Below are 15783 nucleotides of genomic sequence, written 5' to 3' on the forward strand. Positions count from 1 at the left end.
TTATCAGCCGCAAGGCACGTTGTAAACCCGCCGTCACGGTTTTTGCATATCGGCGCGGGCGCGGCGCAGGATTTCCGCGATTTCTCCGGCGGCGGCGGCGGCCACCGCGTCGGCGGCCTGGCCCCAGACGCGGTCGAGGCCGAGGGCGGGCACGTCGTTGGCCTGCACCAGCGAACCCAGCGCCCGGCCCTTGGCGTCGGTGACCGACCAGACGATTCTCACCCGCCGCACCTGGGTTCCGTCGTCGGCGGCGCGCACCGGGCCGATATCCACCCGGCCCTGCACCACCGGGGCGTCGCCGCCTTCGCCCTCGGCGGAGGCGGCGAGCCCGGCGCGGCGCAGGTGGCCGAGCATGGCGAAGCGCATCAGCGTGTTGCCGTTGCCGGTGGCGCCCATCACCGGGGCGACGAACGCCGTCTCGTCCGCGGGCGCGGGCGGCGCGGCGGGCGCGGGCGAACGGGAGAGCGGGGCGAGTCCGGCGAGGGGCGAGCGCACCGAGGGCCGGGCGGGCGGCAGGTAGCCCAGGCGGTCGGCGAGCGTCGCCGCCCCGCGGGCGGCGACGTCCGGCCGGAGGCCGGCGGCGGGCGGCAGGGCGACGATGGCCGGCGGATAGGGCCTTCCGGCCGCGGGCGGGCGGCTGAGCATCAGGCGCGGCGGCGCGGCGTCGCCGTCGCGGCGCGGCGCCTCCCACACCAGGATGCGCGGCGCGCCGGGCGGGCACGCCGCCGCGGCGGAGGCCAGCACCTCGCGCTTCACCAGTTCCTCGGCGAGCGCGGCGCGCAGCGCCTGCCCCGGCTCCGGCGGCAGAAGGGGGAACGCCGGAACGCACAGCACCTCCGCCTCCGGCAGGCCGAGTTCGCCGTCGCTGCCGGAGGGGCGTTCGAAGGGGCGTGGGGTGGAGCAGGCGGCGAGCGCCGCGAGCGCTCCGGCGGCAAGGATGCGGAGGATCATCGCTCCAGAACGATGGCGGAGAGGCAACGTCCGTAGTCCTTCTCGCCGTTCTGACAGGCGCGGCGGTAGCTGAAGAAACGGTCCGCCTCGCGGCAGGTGTCGCAGGGGGTGCGGATCACCTCGGTGACGCCGACGCGGGCGAGCTTGCGCGCCACGTAGGCGGGCAGGTCGAACATGAAACGCCCCTGGTTTTTCGACGGGGCGAAGAACTGGTCGTTTTCCGGGTTCTCGTCGATGAACATCGGCGGGAATTCCGGCCCCACCTCGTAGGTGCGCTGGGTGATCGACGGCCCCACCGCCGCGGCGATGGTGCCCGGCCGCGCGCCGAGGTCGATCATCCGCGTCACGGTTTCCTCCAGCACGCCCTTGATCGCGCCCTTCCACCCCGCGTGCGCCGCGCCGACGATGCCCTTCTGGGTGTCGGCGAGCAGCACCGGCACGCAGTCGGCGGTGAGGATGCCGAGCGCGATGCCCGGCACGTCGGTGACCATGGCGTCGGCCACCGGGGCGTCCTCGGCGGCCCAGGGATGGGTGACGGTGATGACGGTGGTGGTGTGCTGCTGGTGCAGGGTGACCAGGGCGGAGGCGGGCTGCTCCATCAGCTCCATGGCGAGCGCGCGGTTCCGCGTCACGTCGGCCGGGTCGTCGCCGGAGCCGTAGCCGCAGTTGAGCGAGGCGAAAAGGCCGGTGGAGACGCCGCGGTTGCGGGTGAAGAAGGCGTGCCGCACACGGGAAATGTCGTTCAGCGCGGAGACCGTAATCATCGTCTCGACCCCTCGTAGTCTTTCGCGTGTATCACCGCGCGGCGATGCAACCGGACGGTTCCCTCATCCCGATGAGAGTAAAGGATTTTACGGATGGTTCAATGGATTTTAGAAGCCCTCGGGCGGAGCCGCCGAAACCGGCAGTAGGGCCAGCGTCTTGAACAGGCGGCCCATGGCGTGCGGCTCGGTGAGTCGGCGGGTGCCGGCAACCAGCTCTTCGGTCTGTTCCGGCGTGGCCTGGCGCAACAGCACGGTGAGCCGCGTGGGCAGCCCCATGGCGACCAGCCACACCCCCTGGTCGGCGGGGCCGAAGGCGGCGGCGCCGTGCGCCCGCGCGGTCTCCGCGATGCGGGCGAAGTCCACGTGCGCGGTGAGGTCCACCTCGCCGGGGTCGGCCAGCGGCTGCACATAGCGGTGGCGGGAGACCGCCTGCACGGTGTCGCCGAAGCCGCTTTCCGCATGGCCGTAGTCGAAGACCAGCGCCGCGCCGCCCGAAGCGGCGATGCGCGCCGCCACCGTGGCGACGAAGGACTCGGCGGCGGGGGCGGTCTCGAAAATCTCGCCCTCGCGCGGCGGCGGCAGGCGGGAGAGCATCTCGGCGGGCGGCGCGGCCTCCGGTCCATCGACGAAGGCGAAGTCCTGGCGGAAGAGGCCGACCCGCCGTTCGCGCCAGGCGCCGCCGCGGAAGACGAACTGCGTCACCGGCAGGGCGTCGAGGAACTCGTTGGCGACGAGGTGGAGCGGTCCGTCGGGCAGGGTTTCCAGGTCCGCGTGCCAGGTGGCGGGAAAGCCCGCCAGGGCCTCGGCCTGGGCGGCGGCGAGGGTGGGGCTGGTCTCGACGAGGTGCAGTTCGATGGCGTCGGCGAAGCCGGGGACGGAGCGCGCGGCGCGCAACGCATCGGAAATCAGGGCGCCGCGGCCGGGGCCGCACTCCACCAGGGGAAAGCGCGCCGGGCGGCCCGCCGCGTGCCAGCGCAGGGCGAACCAGATGCCGATCAGTTCGCCGAAGATCTGGCTGATTTCCGGCGCGGTGACGAAGTCCCCCGCCGCGCCGAACACCCGCTCGCGGCGGTAATAGGCGGCGACCGCCTCGCCCATGAACGCGGCGAGCGGCATCGGCCCCTCGGCGCGGATGCGCGCGGCGAGCCGCGATGCGGTTTCGCCGCTCATCGCGCCGCGTCGGCGGGCGGGCGGACGAGCGCGCGGCGCACCAGCAGCAGCCCCGCCAGCAGCATCGGCACGGAGAGGAGCTGCCCCATGGTGCTCCCCCCGAACAGGAAGCCGAGCTGCGGGTCCGGCTGGCGGAACATCTCGCCGACCATGCGCGCGAGCGCATAGCCGGAGAGGAACACCCCGATGGAAAGGCCGGGGCGGCGCGCCCCTCCGGCGCGCCACAGCAGCATCATCGCGGCGAACAGCAGCAGCCCCTCCATCCCCGCCTGGTAGAGCTGGCTCGGGTGGCGCGGCAGCGGTCCGCCGCCCGGGAAGACCATGGCGAACGGCGCATCCGGGGCGATGCGGCCGTAAAGCTCGCCGTTGATGAAGTTGGCGATGCGCCCGAGAAACAGGCCCAGCGGCGCCACCGCGGCCAAGAGGTCGCCGAAGCACAAGGGCGGAATGGCGCGGGCGCGGGAGAACAGCCACGCCGCGAGCACCACGCCGAGAAAGCCGCCGTGGAACGACATGCCGCCCTTCCACACTTGGAGCGCGGCGAGCGGGTGGCCGGCATAGAACGGCAGGTTGTAGAACAGCACATAGCCCAGCCGCCCGCCGAGAATCACCCCGAGCGTCGCCCAGGCGAGGAAGTCGTCCACGTCGCGCGCGGCGATGTCGCCGGGGCTCTTGCGCGCCAGGCGCAGCGCCAGCCGCCAGCCGCCGAGCAGTCCGGCGATGTAGGCGAGCGCATACCAGCGGATGACCACCGGCCCGATGGCGATCGCCACCGGGTCGAAGTGCGGAAACATCAGGGGCGAGGACATCGCGTTCCCGTATCAGAGGTAGGGATCGGCGGCATGCAGGTAGTTCGCCACGTACTGGTGGATGCCGCTCTCCAGGCTGGTGAACGGCTTGGTATACCCCGCCTTGCGCAGGGCGCGCATGTCCGCCTGCGTGAAATATTGATAGCGGTCGCGGATTTCCGTCGGGGTGTCGATGAAGCGGATCTTCGGTTCCATGTCGAGCGCGCGGTAGACCGCGTTCGCCAGGTCGAGGAAGGACCGCGCCTGCCCGGTGCCGAGGTTGTAGAGGCCGGAAACCTGCGGGTTGTCCAAGAGCCACATCACCACCTCGACGCAGTCGCCCACCCACACGAAGTCGCGCAACTGGCCGCCGTCCGGATACTGCGGATTGTGCGATTTGAACAGCAGGCAGTGGGCGTCCGCCGCGGCGCGCGGGTAGACCTGGGCGACGACGCTCTGCTGGCTGCCCTTGTGGTATTCGTTGGGGCCGTAGACGTTGAAGAACTTCAGCCCCACCCACTGCGGCGGCGTGCGGCGGTCGTCGGCGACCTTGCTGGCGACGCGGCGGTCGAACAGGTGCTTGCTCCAGCCGTAGGCGTTGAGCGGCACCAGGCGGGCGAGCGCCGCCTCGGAAAAATCGTCGGAGAAGCCCTGCCTGCCGTCGCCGTAGGTGGCGGCGGAGGACGCGTAGATGAACCGCACCTGATGCGCCACGCACCACTTCCACAGCCCCAGCGTCAGGCTGAAGTTGTTGGCGAGGATCTTGTCGGCGTCGGTCTCGGTGGTCGAGGAGATCGCTCCCATGTGCACCACCGCCTCGATCATCTTGGCGTTGGTTTCCAGGTATTGCAGCACGTAGTCGGGGTGGACGATGTCGGCGAGGCGGCGCTTGCCGAGGTTGCGCCACTTGTCGCCGGTGCGCAGGCGGTCAACGACCACGATGTCGCGCACGCCCCGTGCTTCCAGGGCCGCGACGATGTTCGATCCGATGAAGCCGGCGCCGCCGGTGACCACGTACATTCGGGCTTTCCCTCGCGTTGCTGCGGAGACGGATCCGCGTTCCGGAAAAGAGATATGGGGTCCGGTCCGGGTGTGGACAGGGTGCCGCACCGCCATCATAATAACAAGCGCAAGGCGGCGCCACGATCTTGAAGAAGCGCCGCCCCCGACCCGCCGGAGGAAACTGCCATGTCGTCCCGCCCGCGCCTGTTCGAAGACGTCTCGCGCCTTGCCGGCGATGCCGCCACCGCCATCGGCGGCCTCAAGTCGGAGGTCGAAACCGCGGTGAAGCAGCGCCTGGAGCGCATGCTCGCCGATCTCGACATGGTGCCGCGCGAGGAATTCGAGGCGGTGCGCGCCATGGCCGCCGCCGCCCGCGAGGAGCAGGAGCGCCTCGCCGCGCGCGTCGCCGCACTGGAGGCGGCGCTCAAGGCGAAGCCCGCCGCGGCGAAGAAACCCGCGGCGAAAAAGCCCGCCGCAGCGAAAAAGCCCGCGGCCAAGCCTACCCCTGCGCCCGAGGCGTGATCGTCCCACCCGGGACGAATCGCCTCCCCGCCTGCGTGCGCGGCGGCGCGGCGCGGCGCGTCATCGAGGCGTCATCAAACTCCCCTTGCATTGCCGGAAGGGGTTTGGCACTCTAAATCTTGTGGTGGCGGTTGGGCGAACCGCGATATATGTGAATCGCCTGCCATGCGCCCCGGGTAGGGAACACCCCCTCCCGAAGAAACGCATTGACGCCGGATGCCGTTCCGGTGCACAGGGTCCGGTTCATGGCCCGGGACAGAGCTCCACCCGGGCCGCTAGCGTAGCGGAGGTTCCCCCATGCAAACCTCGGACTCCCTCTTCGATGTCGAAACCCTCCACCCGATCGAACTGATCGAACAGGTGCTGAGCGCCCGCGACTGGACGTTCGAACGCCGCGGCGACGACGAACTGGCCGTGGAGGTGCCCGGACGCTGGTGCGACTACGGCGTGTTCTTCGCCCTCGCGCCGGAACTGGAAACCCTGCACATCTCCTGCGCGCTCGACATGCGGGTGCCGGAACCGCGCCGCGCCGCCATCGCCGAACTGCTCGCCATCGCCAACGAGAAGCTGTGGATCGGCCACTTCGCCCTGTGGGCGGAGGAGGGGCTGCCGATGTTCCGCTACTCCCTGCTGCTCGGCACCGACCTCAACCTCGGCGCCGACCGCCTGGAGTCCCTCATCGACGTGGCGATCAGCGAGTGCGAGCGCTTCTACCCCGCCTTCCAGTACGTCACCTGGGGCGGCAAGGCCCCCGCCGAGGCGGTGGAAGCCGCGATGCTCGATACCGTCGGCGAGGCCTGACCCGCCCGCGAAACCCGAAGAAGCCCCCGCACAGGGGGCTTTTTTCATGGCCGCGGGCCTGCTATCCCTGAAGCCGGACAAGAAACCAAGGACACCCCCATGACCCACGCTGAGATCCTGGTCATCGGCTGCGGCAAGATGGGCGGCGCGCTCGTCTCCGGATGGCTCGCCACCGGCTGGCCGAAAACCGCCATCCGCATCGTCGAGGCCCATGCCCCCACCCGCGACGCCTGGACCGCCCAGGGCGTCGCCGCCGCCGCCGAGCCCGCCGACATCCCGGCGGACTTCGCCCCCGCCGCGGTGCTCGTCGCGGTCAAGCCGCAGGGCCTCGCCGCGGCGCTGCCCGCGGTCGCCGCCCGCCTCGCGGGCCTGCCGCAAAAGCCCCTCATCGTCTCGATCGTCGCGGGCAAGCCGATCGCCGCCTTCGAGGCCGCCTTCGGCCCCGGAACCCCGGTGCTGCGCGTCATGCCCAACACCCCCGCCGCGGTCGGCCGCGGCATCTCCGGCCTCTTCGCCAACGCCGCGGTTTCCGCGGCGCAGAAAAGCCTCGGCGAAACCCTGCTCGCCGCGGTCGGCGAAACCGTCTGGCTCGCCACCGAGGCGCAGATGCACGCCGTCACCGCGCTCTCCGGCAGCGGCCCGGCCTACGTCTTCCACCTCGTCGAGGCGATGGCGAAAGGCGGCGAAGCCCTCGGCCTCAGCCCCGAGGTCGCGATGAAACTCGCCCGCGCCACCGTCACCGGTTCCGGCGAACTGCTGCGCCGAAGCCCGGAAGACGCCGCCACCCTGCGCGCCAACGTCACCAGCCCCGGCGGCACCACCGCCGCCGCGCTCGCCGTGCTGATGGACGCAAGGAACGGCATGCCCGCCCTGCTGCCGCAGGCGCTCGCCGCCGCGGCGAAACGTTCGGAGGAGTTGGCGGGGTAAAACAAGGCCAGGGCTCCGCCCTGGACCCGCTGGGGCCGCGGGCCCCAGACCCCTGCAAGTTTTTTGCGCGTAGCGCCATAAGTCCCGGGCCGATGCAGTAGGGAATGCTTGCCGCTTCGCGGCGAAAAACCAAAGGGAGGTCCGGAGGGCCCACGCTCCTCCGGGCGGGGCGCGGGGCGGCAGCCCCGCTGAAAGAAAAAACGTCGCGGAGGGTCGCGGACCCTCCACACCTTGTGTCTGGAAGCTGCGGTATATTGATGCGCCGCCGGTCGCTCGCCGCGCGGCGGAAAAAGGAATGGGGTCCGGGGTCCGCGACCCCGGCGGGTCCAGGGCGGAGCCCTGGCCTGGTTTTTCTCGGGAAGGCAGAGATGACGATTTCGTATGAGGACTTCGAGAAGGTGGACATCCGCGTCGGGCGGGTCATCCGGGCGGAGGTCAACGCGGCGGCGCGCAAGCCCGCCTACAAGCTGTGGGTGGATTTCGGTCCCGAGGTCGGCGAGTTGAAAAGCTCGGCGCAGCTGGTGAAGCATTACACGCCGGAGGACTTGGTGGGCCGCCTGGTGATGGGGGTGGTGAACTTCCCGCCGAAGCAGATCGGCCCGGTGCGCAGCGAGTGCCTGGTGCTCGGCGTGCCGGATGCGGCGGGCGAGGTGATTCTGTTGCAGCCGGAGCGGGACGCGCCGCTCGGCGGGCGGATGTTCTGATGGCGCAGCGGCAGCAGGCAAGCGGCAGCGTGGTGAAGCTCCTTCTGGAACTGGGGCCGCTCGCGGTGTTCTTTTTCGCCAACGCCAAGGGCGCGGCGCTGACGGCGCGCTTCCCCGCGCTCGCGGCGCTGGGCGGGCCGATCTTCGTCGCCACCGCGGCGTTCATGGTGGCGATCGCGGTGGCGCTTGCGGCGTCGCTGATGCGCGACGGGCGGCTGCCGGTGATGCCCCTGGTCTCCGGCGTCGTGGTGTTCGTCTTCGGCGCGCTCACCCTGTGGTTGCAGGACGACACCTTCATCAAGATGAAGCCGACCATCGTCAACCTGCTGTTCGGCGGCGCGCTGCTGGGCGGGCTGGCGTTCGGCAAGCCGCTCTTGGGCCATGTGTTCGGCGAGGCGTTCAGCCTCACCCCCGCGGGCTGGCGCATCCTCACCAAGCGCTGGGGGCTGTTCTTCCTGTTCCTTGCGGTGCTGAACGAGGCGGTGTGGCGCAGCGTCTCCACCGACATGTGGGTGGACTTCAAGGTGTTCGGCATCATGCCGGTCACCCTGGTCTTCGCCATCGCGCAGACGCCGCTTCTGCGCCGCCATGCGCCGGAAGACGAGGCGTAAAACCAAAACCGTGCGAGGATCGAAGCCGGCCGCCAAAGGCGGTGGGAACGCCCGGTGGGCGTTCCCAAGGCTGAGATCGGACCCCTCGCACACCCCATAAGTTTTTCGCCGCGTAGCGGCAGGCAACACCCACGTTGCTGCCGCGCAGGCTTATGGCGCTTCGCGCGTGAAGAAAGATAAAGGAGGGCTGGGGCACCGCCCCAGGCGGGGTGCGGGGCGGCAGCCCCGCCGAAGGCTTTACAGCGGCAGGACCAGGCGCACCCGCAGGCCGCCCAAGGGCGAGTCCGCAAGCTGGATGTCGCCGCCGTGGCTGCGCGCCACGTCGCGGGCGATGGTGAGGCCGAGGCCGATGCCGCCGGTTTCCGGATTGCGCGAGTTGTCGATGCGGAAGAAGGCGCGGAACACGTCGGCGCGTTTTTCCGCAGGGACGCCGGGGCCGTCGTCGTCCACCAGGATCTCCACCGCGTCGGCGCGCTGGCCCACCCGCACCGCCACGTGTTTGCCGTAGCGCACCGCGTTGGAGACGAGGTTGGCGATGCAGCGCTCCACCGCCTGCGGGCGCAGCGGCAGGCTGAGGCCGCGTTCGATATGCAGGTCGATCGGCGCGCCGTTGCGGGTGAAGCGGCCGACCACGGTTTCCACCAGGGCGGAGATGTTGGCCGGGCGCATCGCCTCGCGCCCTTCGCCGCGGGCGAAGGCGAGGTAGCCCTCGACCATGCGCTCCATCTCCTCCACGTCCTCCTTGAGGTCCGCCGCCGCGGCGTCCTCGCCCATCATCGCGAGTTGCAGCTTCATCCGCGTCAGCGGCGTACGCAGGTCGTGGGAGACGCCGGCGAGCATTTCGGTGCGCTGGTCGATCTGGCGCTTGATGCGGTCGCGCATCACCAGGAAGGCCTGCGCCGCCTGGCGCACCTCGGTTGCGCCCTCGGGTTTGAACCACGGGGCGTCGCGCCCCTTGCCGAAGCTGTCCGCCGCGACGGCGAGGCGGCGCACCGCGCGCACCTGGTTGTTCATGAAGATGGTGGCGATGCCGAAGAGCAGGAGCGAGGTGCCGATCATCCAGATCAGGAAGAGGTAGATGGTGAAGCTGGAGAGGCGCTTCTTCGGCGAGGAGACGGTGAGCACGGAATCCGCCAGTTGGATGCGGATCTCGACGTTGTTGTCCTCGTCGTCGCTTTCGGCCAGTTGGAAGGGCTGGGCGAGGTTTTCCTTGAGCGCCTCGGCGAGCGCGCCGTAGGAGGGTTCCTCGTCGCCCGACGGGAGGTTGCGCAGGATTTCGCCGTCGGCGAAGACGATGTCGAGCTGCATGCGGTTGCGTGCTTCGGAGACGATCCAGGCGCGCGCCGCGGGGCCGGGGTGGTCGCGCAGGTAGGCGACGATGACCCCCGCGTCGCCCGCGACGGAAGCGGCGAGGCGGCGGGTGATGGTGCCCCAGTGACGGTCGTAGAACACCGTGGCGGTGACCAGCTGCAAGAGGATCAGCGGCGTCAGGATGATCATCAGCGAGCGGCCGAGCAGGCTTTTCGGCAGCAGCGCCTTGAAGCTGAAGCGTGCGTGCCCCGGCTCGGGCTGGGCGTTCTCCGCCATCTCTCCGGTCCCTGGTTTCAATCCGGCATCAGCATATAGCCCTTGCCCCTAACCGTTTGTAAATAGCGTGGCAGGCGCAGGTCGGATTCGATCTTTTTGCGCAGGCGGGTGACCTGCACATCGACGGTGCGCAGGTTGCGCGCCGCGCCGGTGGCGGCGGCGAGTTCCTCGCGCGAGAGAATTTCGCCGGGGCGGCGGGCGAGTTCCTTCAACAGTGCCGCCTCCGCCGGGGTGAGGCGCACCGGCGCGGCGCCGCAGAGGAGTTCGTCGCGGCGCACGTCGTAGACGCAGGCGCCGAGGTTGAGCACTTCGAGGCCCGCCTCGCCGACGCCGCCCGCATCGGCCCGCCGCGCCCGGCGCAGGATGGCGTTGATGCGGAGCAACAGTTCGCGCGGCTCGAACGGCTTGGTCAGGTAGTCGTCGGCCCCGGTCTCCAGGCCGTTGATGCGGTCCTCCGCCTCGCCCATGGCGGTGAGCATGAGGACAGGCACATCCTTGGTCTCGCGCAGGGCGCGGGTCAGGCTCATGCCGTCTTCGCCCGGCATCATCACATCGACGATGAGCAGGTCGAATTCCAGCGAGATCAGCGCCTGGCGCGCCTCCGCCGCGTCGGCGGCCTGGGAGACCATGAAGCCGTTCTCGGTGAGGAAGCGCTGCAACAGCCCGCGCAGGCGGGTGTCGTCATCGACCACCAGGATATGGGGCGGCGAGGGGGCGGTCATGCGCGCCAGCCGGAGAGCGGCGGAGTCGCCTGCGCCGGGAAGCGCGCGCGGTCCTCCTCGCTCATGATGTTCAGCATCACCTTGCGGAAGCCCTCCACCGCCTCGGCGCCCGCCTCGCGGTAGGCGCGGGCCAGGAGTTTCCGCTGGTTTTCGGTCAGCTTGCGCTCCAGTTCGATGCCCTTGGGGGAAAGCTCCAGCAGGCGCTGGCGGCGGTCGCGCAGGCCGGGGCGCTGGCGCACGTAGCCCTCCCTCAGAAGCTGGCTCAAGACCCGCGATAAACTCTGCTTAGTTATGCGTAAAGTGGATAGCAGGTCGGACACGCTGATCCCGGGCTGGCGGCCGATGAAATAGATGACTCGATGATGCGCCCGGCCAAGCCCTTGTTCCGCAAGCATTGTGTCCGGCTCTTTGGTGAACTCCCGGTAGGCGAAATAGAGGAACTCGATGCCCTGCCGCAGCTCCTCGTCGCGCAGGAACAGCGGGTTGATGCGTGTGGTTACGTCAGCCATGTTGACATATTCCGTGCCGGATGTTACTCAAAATGACACCGAGTCGGAAACAAGTGTAAACATCACGAGACCGTATCATGTCACTTCTACCTTTTGACGACCGCGACGGTTTTATCTGGTTCGACGGTCGCATGGTCCCTTGGCGCGATGCCAAGATCCACGTCCTCGCCCATGGCTTCCATTATGCATCCCTGGTGTTCGAAGGCGAACGGCTTTACGACGGCGCCATCTTCAAGGGTCAGCAGCACACCGAGCGCCTGTTCTATTCCGCGCAGCAGATGGATTTCACCATCCCTTATTCCGTCGCCGAAATCAACGCGGCGAAAGCGGAGGTGATCGCCGCGAACAAGCTCACCAACGCCTATGTGCGCCCCTTCGCGTGGCGCGGCAGCGAGCAGATGGGCGTCTCCGGCAAGCTCAACAAAATCCACGTCGCCGTCGCGGTGTGGGACTGGCCGTCCTACTTCTCGCCGGAGGCGCGGATGGCGGGCCTCAAGGTGGTCACCGGAAAATGGCGCCGCCCGGCCCCGGATTCCATCCCCTGCCATGCCAAGTGCGCGGGCGTCTACATGATCTGCACCCTCAACAAGCATGCGGCGATGGAAGCGGGCTACGACGAGAGCCTGATGCTCGACCACAAGGGCGCGATCACCGAAACCACCGCCGCCAACCTGATGTTCGTGCGCGGCAACGAGATCCACGCCCCGAGCACCGAAAGCTTCCTCAACGGCATCACCCGCCAGACCGTGCTGCCGCTGGCCGAGCGCCGCGGCTTCACCATCGTCGAGCGGACGATCCTGCCGGAGGAACTGCGCCTGTTCAGCGAGGCCTTCGTCACCGGCACCGCGGCGGAAGTCACCCCCGTCGCCTCGATCGACGACGTGGTCTTCCCCGGCCGCGAGGTCACCAAGGTGCTGATGCAGGACTACGACGACCTGGTGCACGGACGCCTGAAACTGGAAGACGCGGCGTAAGCGCCACGCACCGACCGCAAAAGGCGCAGCCCCCCGGCTGCGCCTTTTTGCATGGGGGAAAACCAGGCCGGGCTCCGCCCGGACCCGCAAGGGGCCGGGAGGCCCCTTGACCCCATAACTTGTTTTTCGCCGCGCCGCGGCAGGTATCGTCATGCTGCGTGATGATTCTATGGCGCTGCGCGCAAAAAGCAAAAGTTATGGGGTGCGCGAGGGGATTGCAGCCGACCGCCGAAGGCGGTGGGAACGCCCAGTGGGCGTTCCCAAGGCGGAAATGGTCCCTCGCAAAGTTTTATTTTTCAGGCGCCCGGTCCCGGCCTTCGTCCTCGGCGCGCATGTGGGCGACGCCGGCGCGGAGGTAGGTGTAGCCGGTCATCAGGGTGAGCAGGCCCGCGACCCAGAGGAGGATTTCGCCGATCAGGGTGATGGCGTGGCCGGGCAGGCCGGGGTCGCCGACGATGAGCACGGGGAGCGCGACGAGCTGGGTTGCGGTCTTCCATTTGGCGAGCGGCGTGACCGGCATGCCGATGCGGAGTTCGGCGAGGTACTCGCGCAGGCCGGAGACGAGGAGTTCGCGGCAGAGGATGATCGCGGCGGGGATCAGGCCGAGGCTTCCGATGCGGTCGAACGCGGCGAGGAAGAGCAGCAGCGCGGCGACGAGGAGCTTGTCGGCGATGGGGTCGAGGAAGCGGCCGATCGCCGAAACCTGGTTGAAGCGCCGCGCCAGGTATCCGTCGAAGAAATCGGTGACCGCGGCGGCGGCGAAGAGGCCGCAGGCGAGCCAGCGGGTGCAGGTGGTGTCCCAATAGAAGGTGGCGAGCATCAGCGGGATGGCGGCGATGCGGGCATAGGTGAGGATGTTGGGGAACGTCCACATGGCGGCGGCTCTCGGCGGGGCGCGGGATTGCGGCCCGGGAGTCTCATAGCACAACTCGCGGCGGCGGGGGGATGGGAAAAGTACGGGGGCTACCCCTCGTCGTGGAAGTGGGCGTAGAGGCGCTCCGCCAGGGCGCGGCTGACGCCCTCCACCGCGGCGAGGTCTTCCACCCCCGCCTCGGCGACGCCGCGGGCGGAGCCGAAGTGGTGGAGGAGCGCCTTCTTGCGCGCCGCGCCGATGCCGGGCACCGCGTCGAGCGGCGAGGCGGTGAGCGCGCGGGCGCGTTTGGCGCGGTGGCTGCCGATGGCGAAGCGGTGCGCCTCGTCGCGCAGGCGTTGCAGGTAGAACAGCACCGGGTCGTTGGGCGGCAACTGCGCCGGCGCGCGGCCCGCGCAATGGAACCACTCGCGCCCGGCGTTGCGGTCCGGCCCCTTGGCGATGGCGACCAGCGGCACGCCGTCCGCGCCGATTCCGGCGAGGATCTCGGCGGCGGCGGAGAGCTGGCCCGCGCCGCCGTCGATCAGCACGAGGTCGGGCCAGCGGGCGCGTTCCGGGTCTTCCGCCAGGGCGCGGGCGAAGCGGCGGCGGAACACCTCGCGCATCATGCCGAAGTCGTCGCCCGGCGTCGCCTCGCGGATCGTCCAGGTGCGGTAGGCCGCCTTTTCGAAGCCTTCCGGCCCGGCGACGACCATCGCGCCCACCGCATTGGTGCCCTGGATGTGGGAGTTGTCGTAGACCTCGATGCGCGCGGGCGGCGCGGGCAGGCCGAACAGTTCCGCCACGCCTTCCAGCAGGCGGGCCTGGGTCGCGGTTTCCGCGAGCTTGCGGGAAAGCGCATCGCGGGCGTTGGTTTCCGCGGTGCGCAGCAGGGCGCGCTTGGGGCCGCGCTGCGGGTGGGCGAGGGTGACCTTGTGCCCGGCGCGCAGGGAGAAGGCTTCCGCCAGCAGCGCGGCGTCGGCGGGCGCGGGGGCGGCGAGGATGAGGGGCGGCGGCGGGTGGGTGGCGTAGAACTGGCCGAGGAAGGCGGAGAGCACCTCCGCCGCTTCCGCGTCCGCGGTCTGGGAGGGGAAGTAGGCGCGGTTGCCGGTGTGCCGCCCGGCGCGGAAGAACAAGACCTGGATCGCGGTGAGGCCGCCCTCGCGGCGCGCCGCGACGATGTCGAGGTCGCGGTCCTGCCCGAGGTCGATGTCCTGGTGCGCCTGAATTTGCGAAAGCGCGCGGATGCGGTCGCGCCAGGCGGCGGCCTCCTCGTAGTCCTGGCGCTCCGCCGCCGCGCTCATCGCGCGGGCGAAGTCCTTCTGCAGGTCGTGGCTGTCGCCGGTGAGGAAGGCGCGCGCCTGCCCCACCAGGCGCGCATAGTCCGCGCGCGCGATGCGGCCGACGCATGGCGCGGAACAGCGCTTGATCTGGTGCATCAGGCAGGGGCGGGTGCGGCTTTTCAGCATCGCGTCGCTGCAATTGCGCAGCAGGAACGCCTTTTGCAGGATCACCAGCGCCTGGTTGACCGCCGCGGCGGAGGCGAACGGGCCGAAGTAGTCCGCGCCGTCGCTGCGCGCGCCGCGGTGCTTGGTGATGCGCGGCCACTCGCCCTCGCGCGAGATGCGGATGAAGGGGAAGGATTTGTCGTCGCGCAAAAGGATGTTGTAGCGGGGCTTGAGCTTCTTGATCAGGTTGCTTTCGAGAAGCAGTGCCTCGGCCTCGGTGTGGGTGGTGACGATCTCCATGGTGCGGGTGAAGGCGACCATGCGCTGTAGCCGCAGGGGCAACTGGTCGGTGCGGGTGTAGGCGACCACCCGCTTTTTCAGGTTCTTCGCCTTGCCGACGTAGAGCGCGTCGCCCTTGGCGTCGAGCATGCGGTAGACCCCGGGGGAGCCCGGCAGGGTCTTGAGCACGGCCTCGATGACTTCGGCGCCATGGGCCAGGGATGCAGCGGGTGCGTCGATCATCATGTCGCAAACACTCCATCGAAGCGGGTCTCCGCGCAAGGGCGGAGGCGAGTCCCGAATCCATGACAAGGCGGTTACGGAACCGTGACTCGCGGATCGGATTGAGTTTTCACGGAATATGACGGCTTGAAACCTTGTCCACGAAAGCTGTGGATAAGTTTGTTGGTAATCTGTGGGGGAGGCCCCCTCCGCCAAGGCTCTCCTTGGGGCGGGACGTCATTGCCTAAAACTTGAGCATAAACATCAACATATTGATTTACATAACTTATGGTCTTGTCAATACGAAAAAAACGGAAAGCTGGGGCCATTTTATGGCGTTGGCGCGCAGCCGGTGTGTCCGCCGTCACAGCTTGTGTAAAAGTCACAGCCGAGTCCGTATTTTCTTTCCGGAAAAACCGACGGGATAAATCAAAAGGTTGAAAAACCGGAAAATAACGTCACCGAAGCGACACCTGGGCGTCATTTGCGGCGGTGCGGATGCTGCCCGCCCCGCGCGGTTATTCCGGATAGGGGCTTTCGCGTTCGATCTCCACGCCCACCGACAGGGCGTCGGCGAAGACGTCGAGCTTTTCCACCCGCACCCGGCAGGCGCGGACCCGCGGGTCCTGCAGGCAGATGTCGGCCAGCCGTTCGGCCAGGGTCTCCACCAGGTTGACATGGCCGTCCTCGGCCACGGCGCGCGCCTTCTTCACGATCTGCTCGTAGCAGACCACCTTGGCGTAGTCGTCGCCGATGGGGCGGACCTCCTCGCGCACCGCGAGGTCGAGGTTGATGCGCACCCGCTGCGCCGCCACCTTCTCGGTCTCGTAGATGCCGACGCGGCTGGCGAGCACCAGATCGCGCACGAAGACATGACGCAGGCTCTTCTTCGCGTCGGCAATGCGCAGCGGCTGAACGACGTTGGAAGCACGGGTCAAGGGACGGAAACTCC

At 69.1% G+C, this 15783-nt stretch carries 17 protein-coding genes; 6 read left to right on the forward strand and 11 right to left on the reverse strand.

All coding sequences use genetic code 11. The features are described 5' to 3' along the window. Positions 1-33: 33 nt before the first annotated feature. The 5 genes from O7R11_RS07360 to rfaD all read right to left on the reverse strand — a co-directional run bounded on the left by O7R11_RS07360 (position 34) and on the right by rfaD (position 4693). Positions 34-951 (reverse strand): hypothetical protein, encoded by a 918-nt coding sequence (locus tag O7R11_RS07360; protein ID WP_337996856.1) that lies wholly within the window; start codon positions 949-951, stop codon positions 34-36. After that, a complete protein-coding gene (gene pgeF, locus O7R11_RS07365; protein WP_337996857.1) occupies positions 948-1715 on the reverse strand; it encodes a peptidoglycan editing factor PgeF in 768 nt (255 codons plus the stop codon). The genes O7R11_RS07360 and pgeF overlap by 4 nt, the downstream gene beginning before the upstream one ends. Before the next feature lie 108 nt (positions 1716-1823). After that, complete coding sequence (locus O7R11_RS07370) at positions 1824-2885, reverse strand: class I SAM-dependent methyltransferase (RefSeq protein ID WP_337996858.1); 1062 nt, start codon at positions 2883-2885, stop codon at positions 1824-1826. Then, positions 2882-3694 (reverse strand): prolipoprotein diacylglyceryl transferase, encoded by an 813-nt coding sequence (gene lgt / locus O7R11_RS07375; RefSeq protein ID WP_337996859.1) that lies wholly within the window; start codon positions 3692-3694, stop codon positions 2882-2884. Before lgt ends, O7R11_RS07370 begins: the two co-directional genes overlap by 4 nt. 12 nt (positions 3695-3706) lie before the next feature. Next, the gene (gene rfaD / locus O7R11_RS07380; RefSeq protein WP_337996860.1) at positions 3707-4693 is read right to left on the reverse strand and encodes an ADP-glyceromanno-heptose 6-epimerase; all 987 of its coding nucleotides are present in this window, start codon (positions 4691-4693) and stop codon (positions 3707-3709) included. A 168-nt stretch (positions 4694-4861) separates the two neighbouring features. On the opposite strand from rfaD, the gene O7R11_RS07385 reads away from it, so the two are divergent. The 5 genes from O7R11_RS07385 to O7R11_RS07405 all read left to right on the forward strand — a co-directional run bounded on the left by O7R11_RS07385 (position 4862) and on the right by O7R11_RS07405 (position 8240). Beyond that, the gene (locus O7R11_RS07385) at positions 4862-5197 is read left to right on the forward strand and encodes an accessory factor UbiK family protein (RefSeq protein ID WP_337996861.1); all 336 of its coding nucleotides are present in this window, start codon (positions 4862-4864) and stop codon (positions 5195-5197) included. Positions 5198-5494: 297 nt separating this feature from the next. Then, positions 5495-5998 (forward strand): type III secretion system chaperone family protein, encoded by a 504-nt coding sequence (locus tag O7R11_RS07390; RefSeq protein WP_337996862.1) that lies wholly within the window; start codon positions 5495-5497, stop codon positions 5996-5998. A 99-nt stretch (positions 5999-6097) separates the two neighbouring features. Continuing rightward, positions 6098-6925, forward strand: coding sequence for a pyrroline-5-carboxylate reductase (proC, locus tag O7R11_RS07395; protein ID WP_337996863.1), 828 nt, complete (start codon positions 6098-6100; stop codon positions 6923-6925). A gap of 368 nt (positions 6926-7293) precedes the next feature. Then, entirely contained in the window at positions 7294-7629 is a 336-nt protein-coding gene (locus O7R11_RS07400; protein ID WP_337996864.1) for a tRNA-binding protein, read from the forward strand. After that, positions 7629-8240 carry a septation protein A gene (locus O7R11_RS07405; RefSeq protein ID WP_337996865.1) on the forward strand — a complete coding sequence of 204 codons (612 nt, stop codon included), beginning with the start codon at positions 7629-7631 and terminating at the stop codon, positions 8238-8240. The genes O7R11_RS07400 and O7R11_RS07405 overlap by 1 nt, the downstream gene beginning before the upstream one ends. A gap of 237 nt (positions 8241-8477) precedes the next feature. Here the strand turns inward: O7R11_RS07405 and O7R11_RS07410 are convergent, their stop codons facing one another. Genes O7R11_RS07410 through O7R11_RS07420 form a run of 3 tightly spaced genes read right to left on the reverse strand, consistent with a single transcriptional unit; the run spans position 8478 to position 11058 of the window. After that, a complete protein-coding gene (locus tag O7R11_RS07410) occupies positions 8478-9827 on the reverse strand; it encodes an ATP-binding protein (RefSeq protein ID WP_337996866.1) in 1350 nt (449 codons plus the stop codon). 17 nt (positions 9828-9844) lie between these two features. Then, a complete protein-coding gene (locus O7R11_RS07415) occupies positions 9845-10549 on the reverse strand; it encodes a response regulator transcription factor (protein ID WP_337996867.1) in 705 nt (234 codons plus the stop codon). Further along, on the reverse strand, positions 10546-11058 hold the full coding sequence (locus tag O7R11_RS07420; protein WP_337996868.1) for a MarR family winged helix-turn-helix transcriptional regulator: 513 nt from the start codon (positions 11056-11058) through the stop codon (positions 10546-10548). Before O7R11_RS07420 ends, O7R11_RS07415 begins: the two co-directional genes overlap by 4 nt. Before the next feature lie 77 nt (positions 11059-11135). Here O7R11_RS07420 and O7R11_RS07425 point away from each other — a divergent pair, with 77 nt between their 5' ends. Next, complete coding sequence (locus O7R11_RS07425; protein ID WP_337996869.1) at positions 11136-12032, forward strand: branched-chain amino acid aminotransferase; 897 nt, start codon at positions 11136-11138, stop codon at positions 12030-12032. A gap of 289 nt (positions 12033-12321) precedes the next feature. Here the strand turns inward: O7R11_RS07425 and pgsA are convergent, their stop codons facing one another. The 3 genes from pgsA to O7R11_RS07440 form a co-directional block, all read right to left on the reverse strand. Continuing rightward, positions 12322-12906, reverse strand: a complete 585-nt coding sequence (gene pgsA / locus O7R11_RS07430; protein WP_337996870.1) for a CDP-diacylglycerol--glycerol-3-phosphate 3-phosphatidyltransferase — start codon at positions 12904-12906, stop codon at positions 12322-12324. 89 nt (positions 12907-12995) lie between these two features. Continuing rightward, positions 12996-14855, reverse strand: coding sequence for an excinuclease ABC subunit UvrC (gene uvrC, locus O7R11_RS07435; RefSeq protein ID WP_337996871.1), 1860 nt, complete (start codon positions 14853-14855; stop codon positions 12996-12998). A 494-nt stretch (positions 14856-15349) separates the two neighbouring features. Then, entirely contained in the window at positions 15350-15769 is a 420-nt protein-coding gene (locus O7R11_RS07440) for a dihydroneopterin aldolase (RefSeq protein WP_337996872.1), read from the reverse strand. Positions 15770-15783 lie beyond the last annotated feature (14 nt).

Origin of the sequence: Oleispirillum naphthae, from assembly GCA_027864655.1 — a bacterium.
Classification (GTDB): domain Bacteria; phylum Pseudomonadota; class Alphaproteobacteria; order Rhodospirillales; family Rhodospirillaceae; genus Oleispirillum; species Oleispirillum naphthae.

Coding starts and splice junctions, on each gene's coding strand:
- O7R11_RS07360 (WP_337996856.1), bottom strand. CDS start 951: ATGATCCTCCGCATCCTTGCCGCCGGAGCGCTCGCGGCGCTCGCCGCC.
- pgeF (WP_337996857.1), bottom strand. CDS start 1,715: ATGATTACGGTCTCCGCGCTGAACGACATTTCCCGTGTGCGGCACGCC.
- O7R11_RS07370 (WP_337996858.1), bottom strand. CDS start 2,885: ATGAGCGGCGAAACCGCATCGCGGCTCGCCGCGCGCATCCGCGCCGAG.
- lgt (WP_337996859.1), bottom strand. CDS start 3,694: ATGTCCTCGCCCCTGATGTTTCCGCACTTCGACCCGGTGGCGATCGCC.
- rfaD (WP_337996860.1), bottom strand. CDS start 4,693: ATGTACGTGGTCACCGGCGGCGCCGGCTTCATCGGATCGAACATCGTC.
- O7R11_RS07385 (WP_337996861.1), top strand. CDS start 4,862: ATGTCGTCCCGCCCGCGCCTGTTCGAAGACGTCTCGCGCCTTGCCGGC.
- O7R11_RS07390 (WP_337996862.1), top strand. CDS start 5,495: ATGCAAACCTCGGACTCCCTCTTCGATGTCGAAACCCTCCACCCGATC.
- proC (WP_337996863.1), top strand. CDS start 6,098: ATGACCCACGCTGAGATCCTGGTCATCGGCTGCGGCAAGATGGGCGGC.
- O7R11_RS07400 (WP_337996864.1), top strand. CDS start 7,294: ATGACGATTTCGTATGAGGACTTCGAGAAGGTGGACATCCGCGTCGGG.
- O7R11_RS07405 (WP_337996865.1), top strand. CDS start 7,629: ATGGCGCAGCGGCAGCAGGCAAGCGGCAGCGTGGTGAAGCTCCTTCTG.
- O7R11_RS07410 (WP_337996866.1), bottom strand. CDS start 9,827: ATGGCGGAGAACGCCCAGCCCGAGCCGGGGCACGCACGCTTCAGCTTC.
- O7R11_RS07415 (WP_337996867.1), bottom strand. CDS start 10,549: ATGACCGCCCCCTCGCCGCCCCATATCCTGGTGGTCGATGACGACACC.
- O7R11_RS07420 (WP_337996868.1), bottom strand. CDS start 11,058: ATGGCTGACGTAACCACACGCATCAACCCGCTGTTCCTGCGCGACGAG.
- O7R11_RS07425 (WP_337996869.1), top strand. CDS start 11,136: ATGTCACTTCTACCTTTTGACGACCGCGACGGTTTTATCTGGTTCGAC.
- pgsA (WP_337996870.1), bottom strand. CDS start 12,906: ATGTGGACGTTCCCCAACATCCTCACCTATGCCCGCATCGCCGCCATC.
- uvrC (WP_337996871.1), bottom strand. CDS start 14,855: ATGATGATCGACGCACCCGCTGCATCCCTGGCCCATGGCGCCGAAGTC.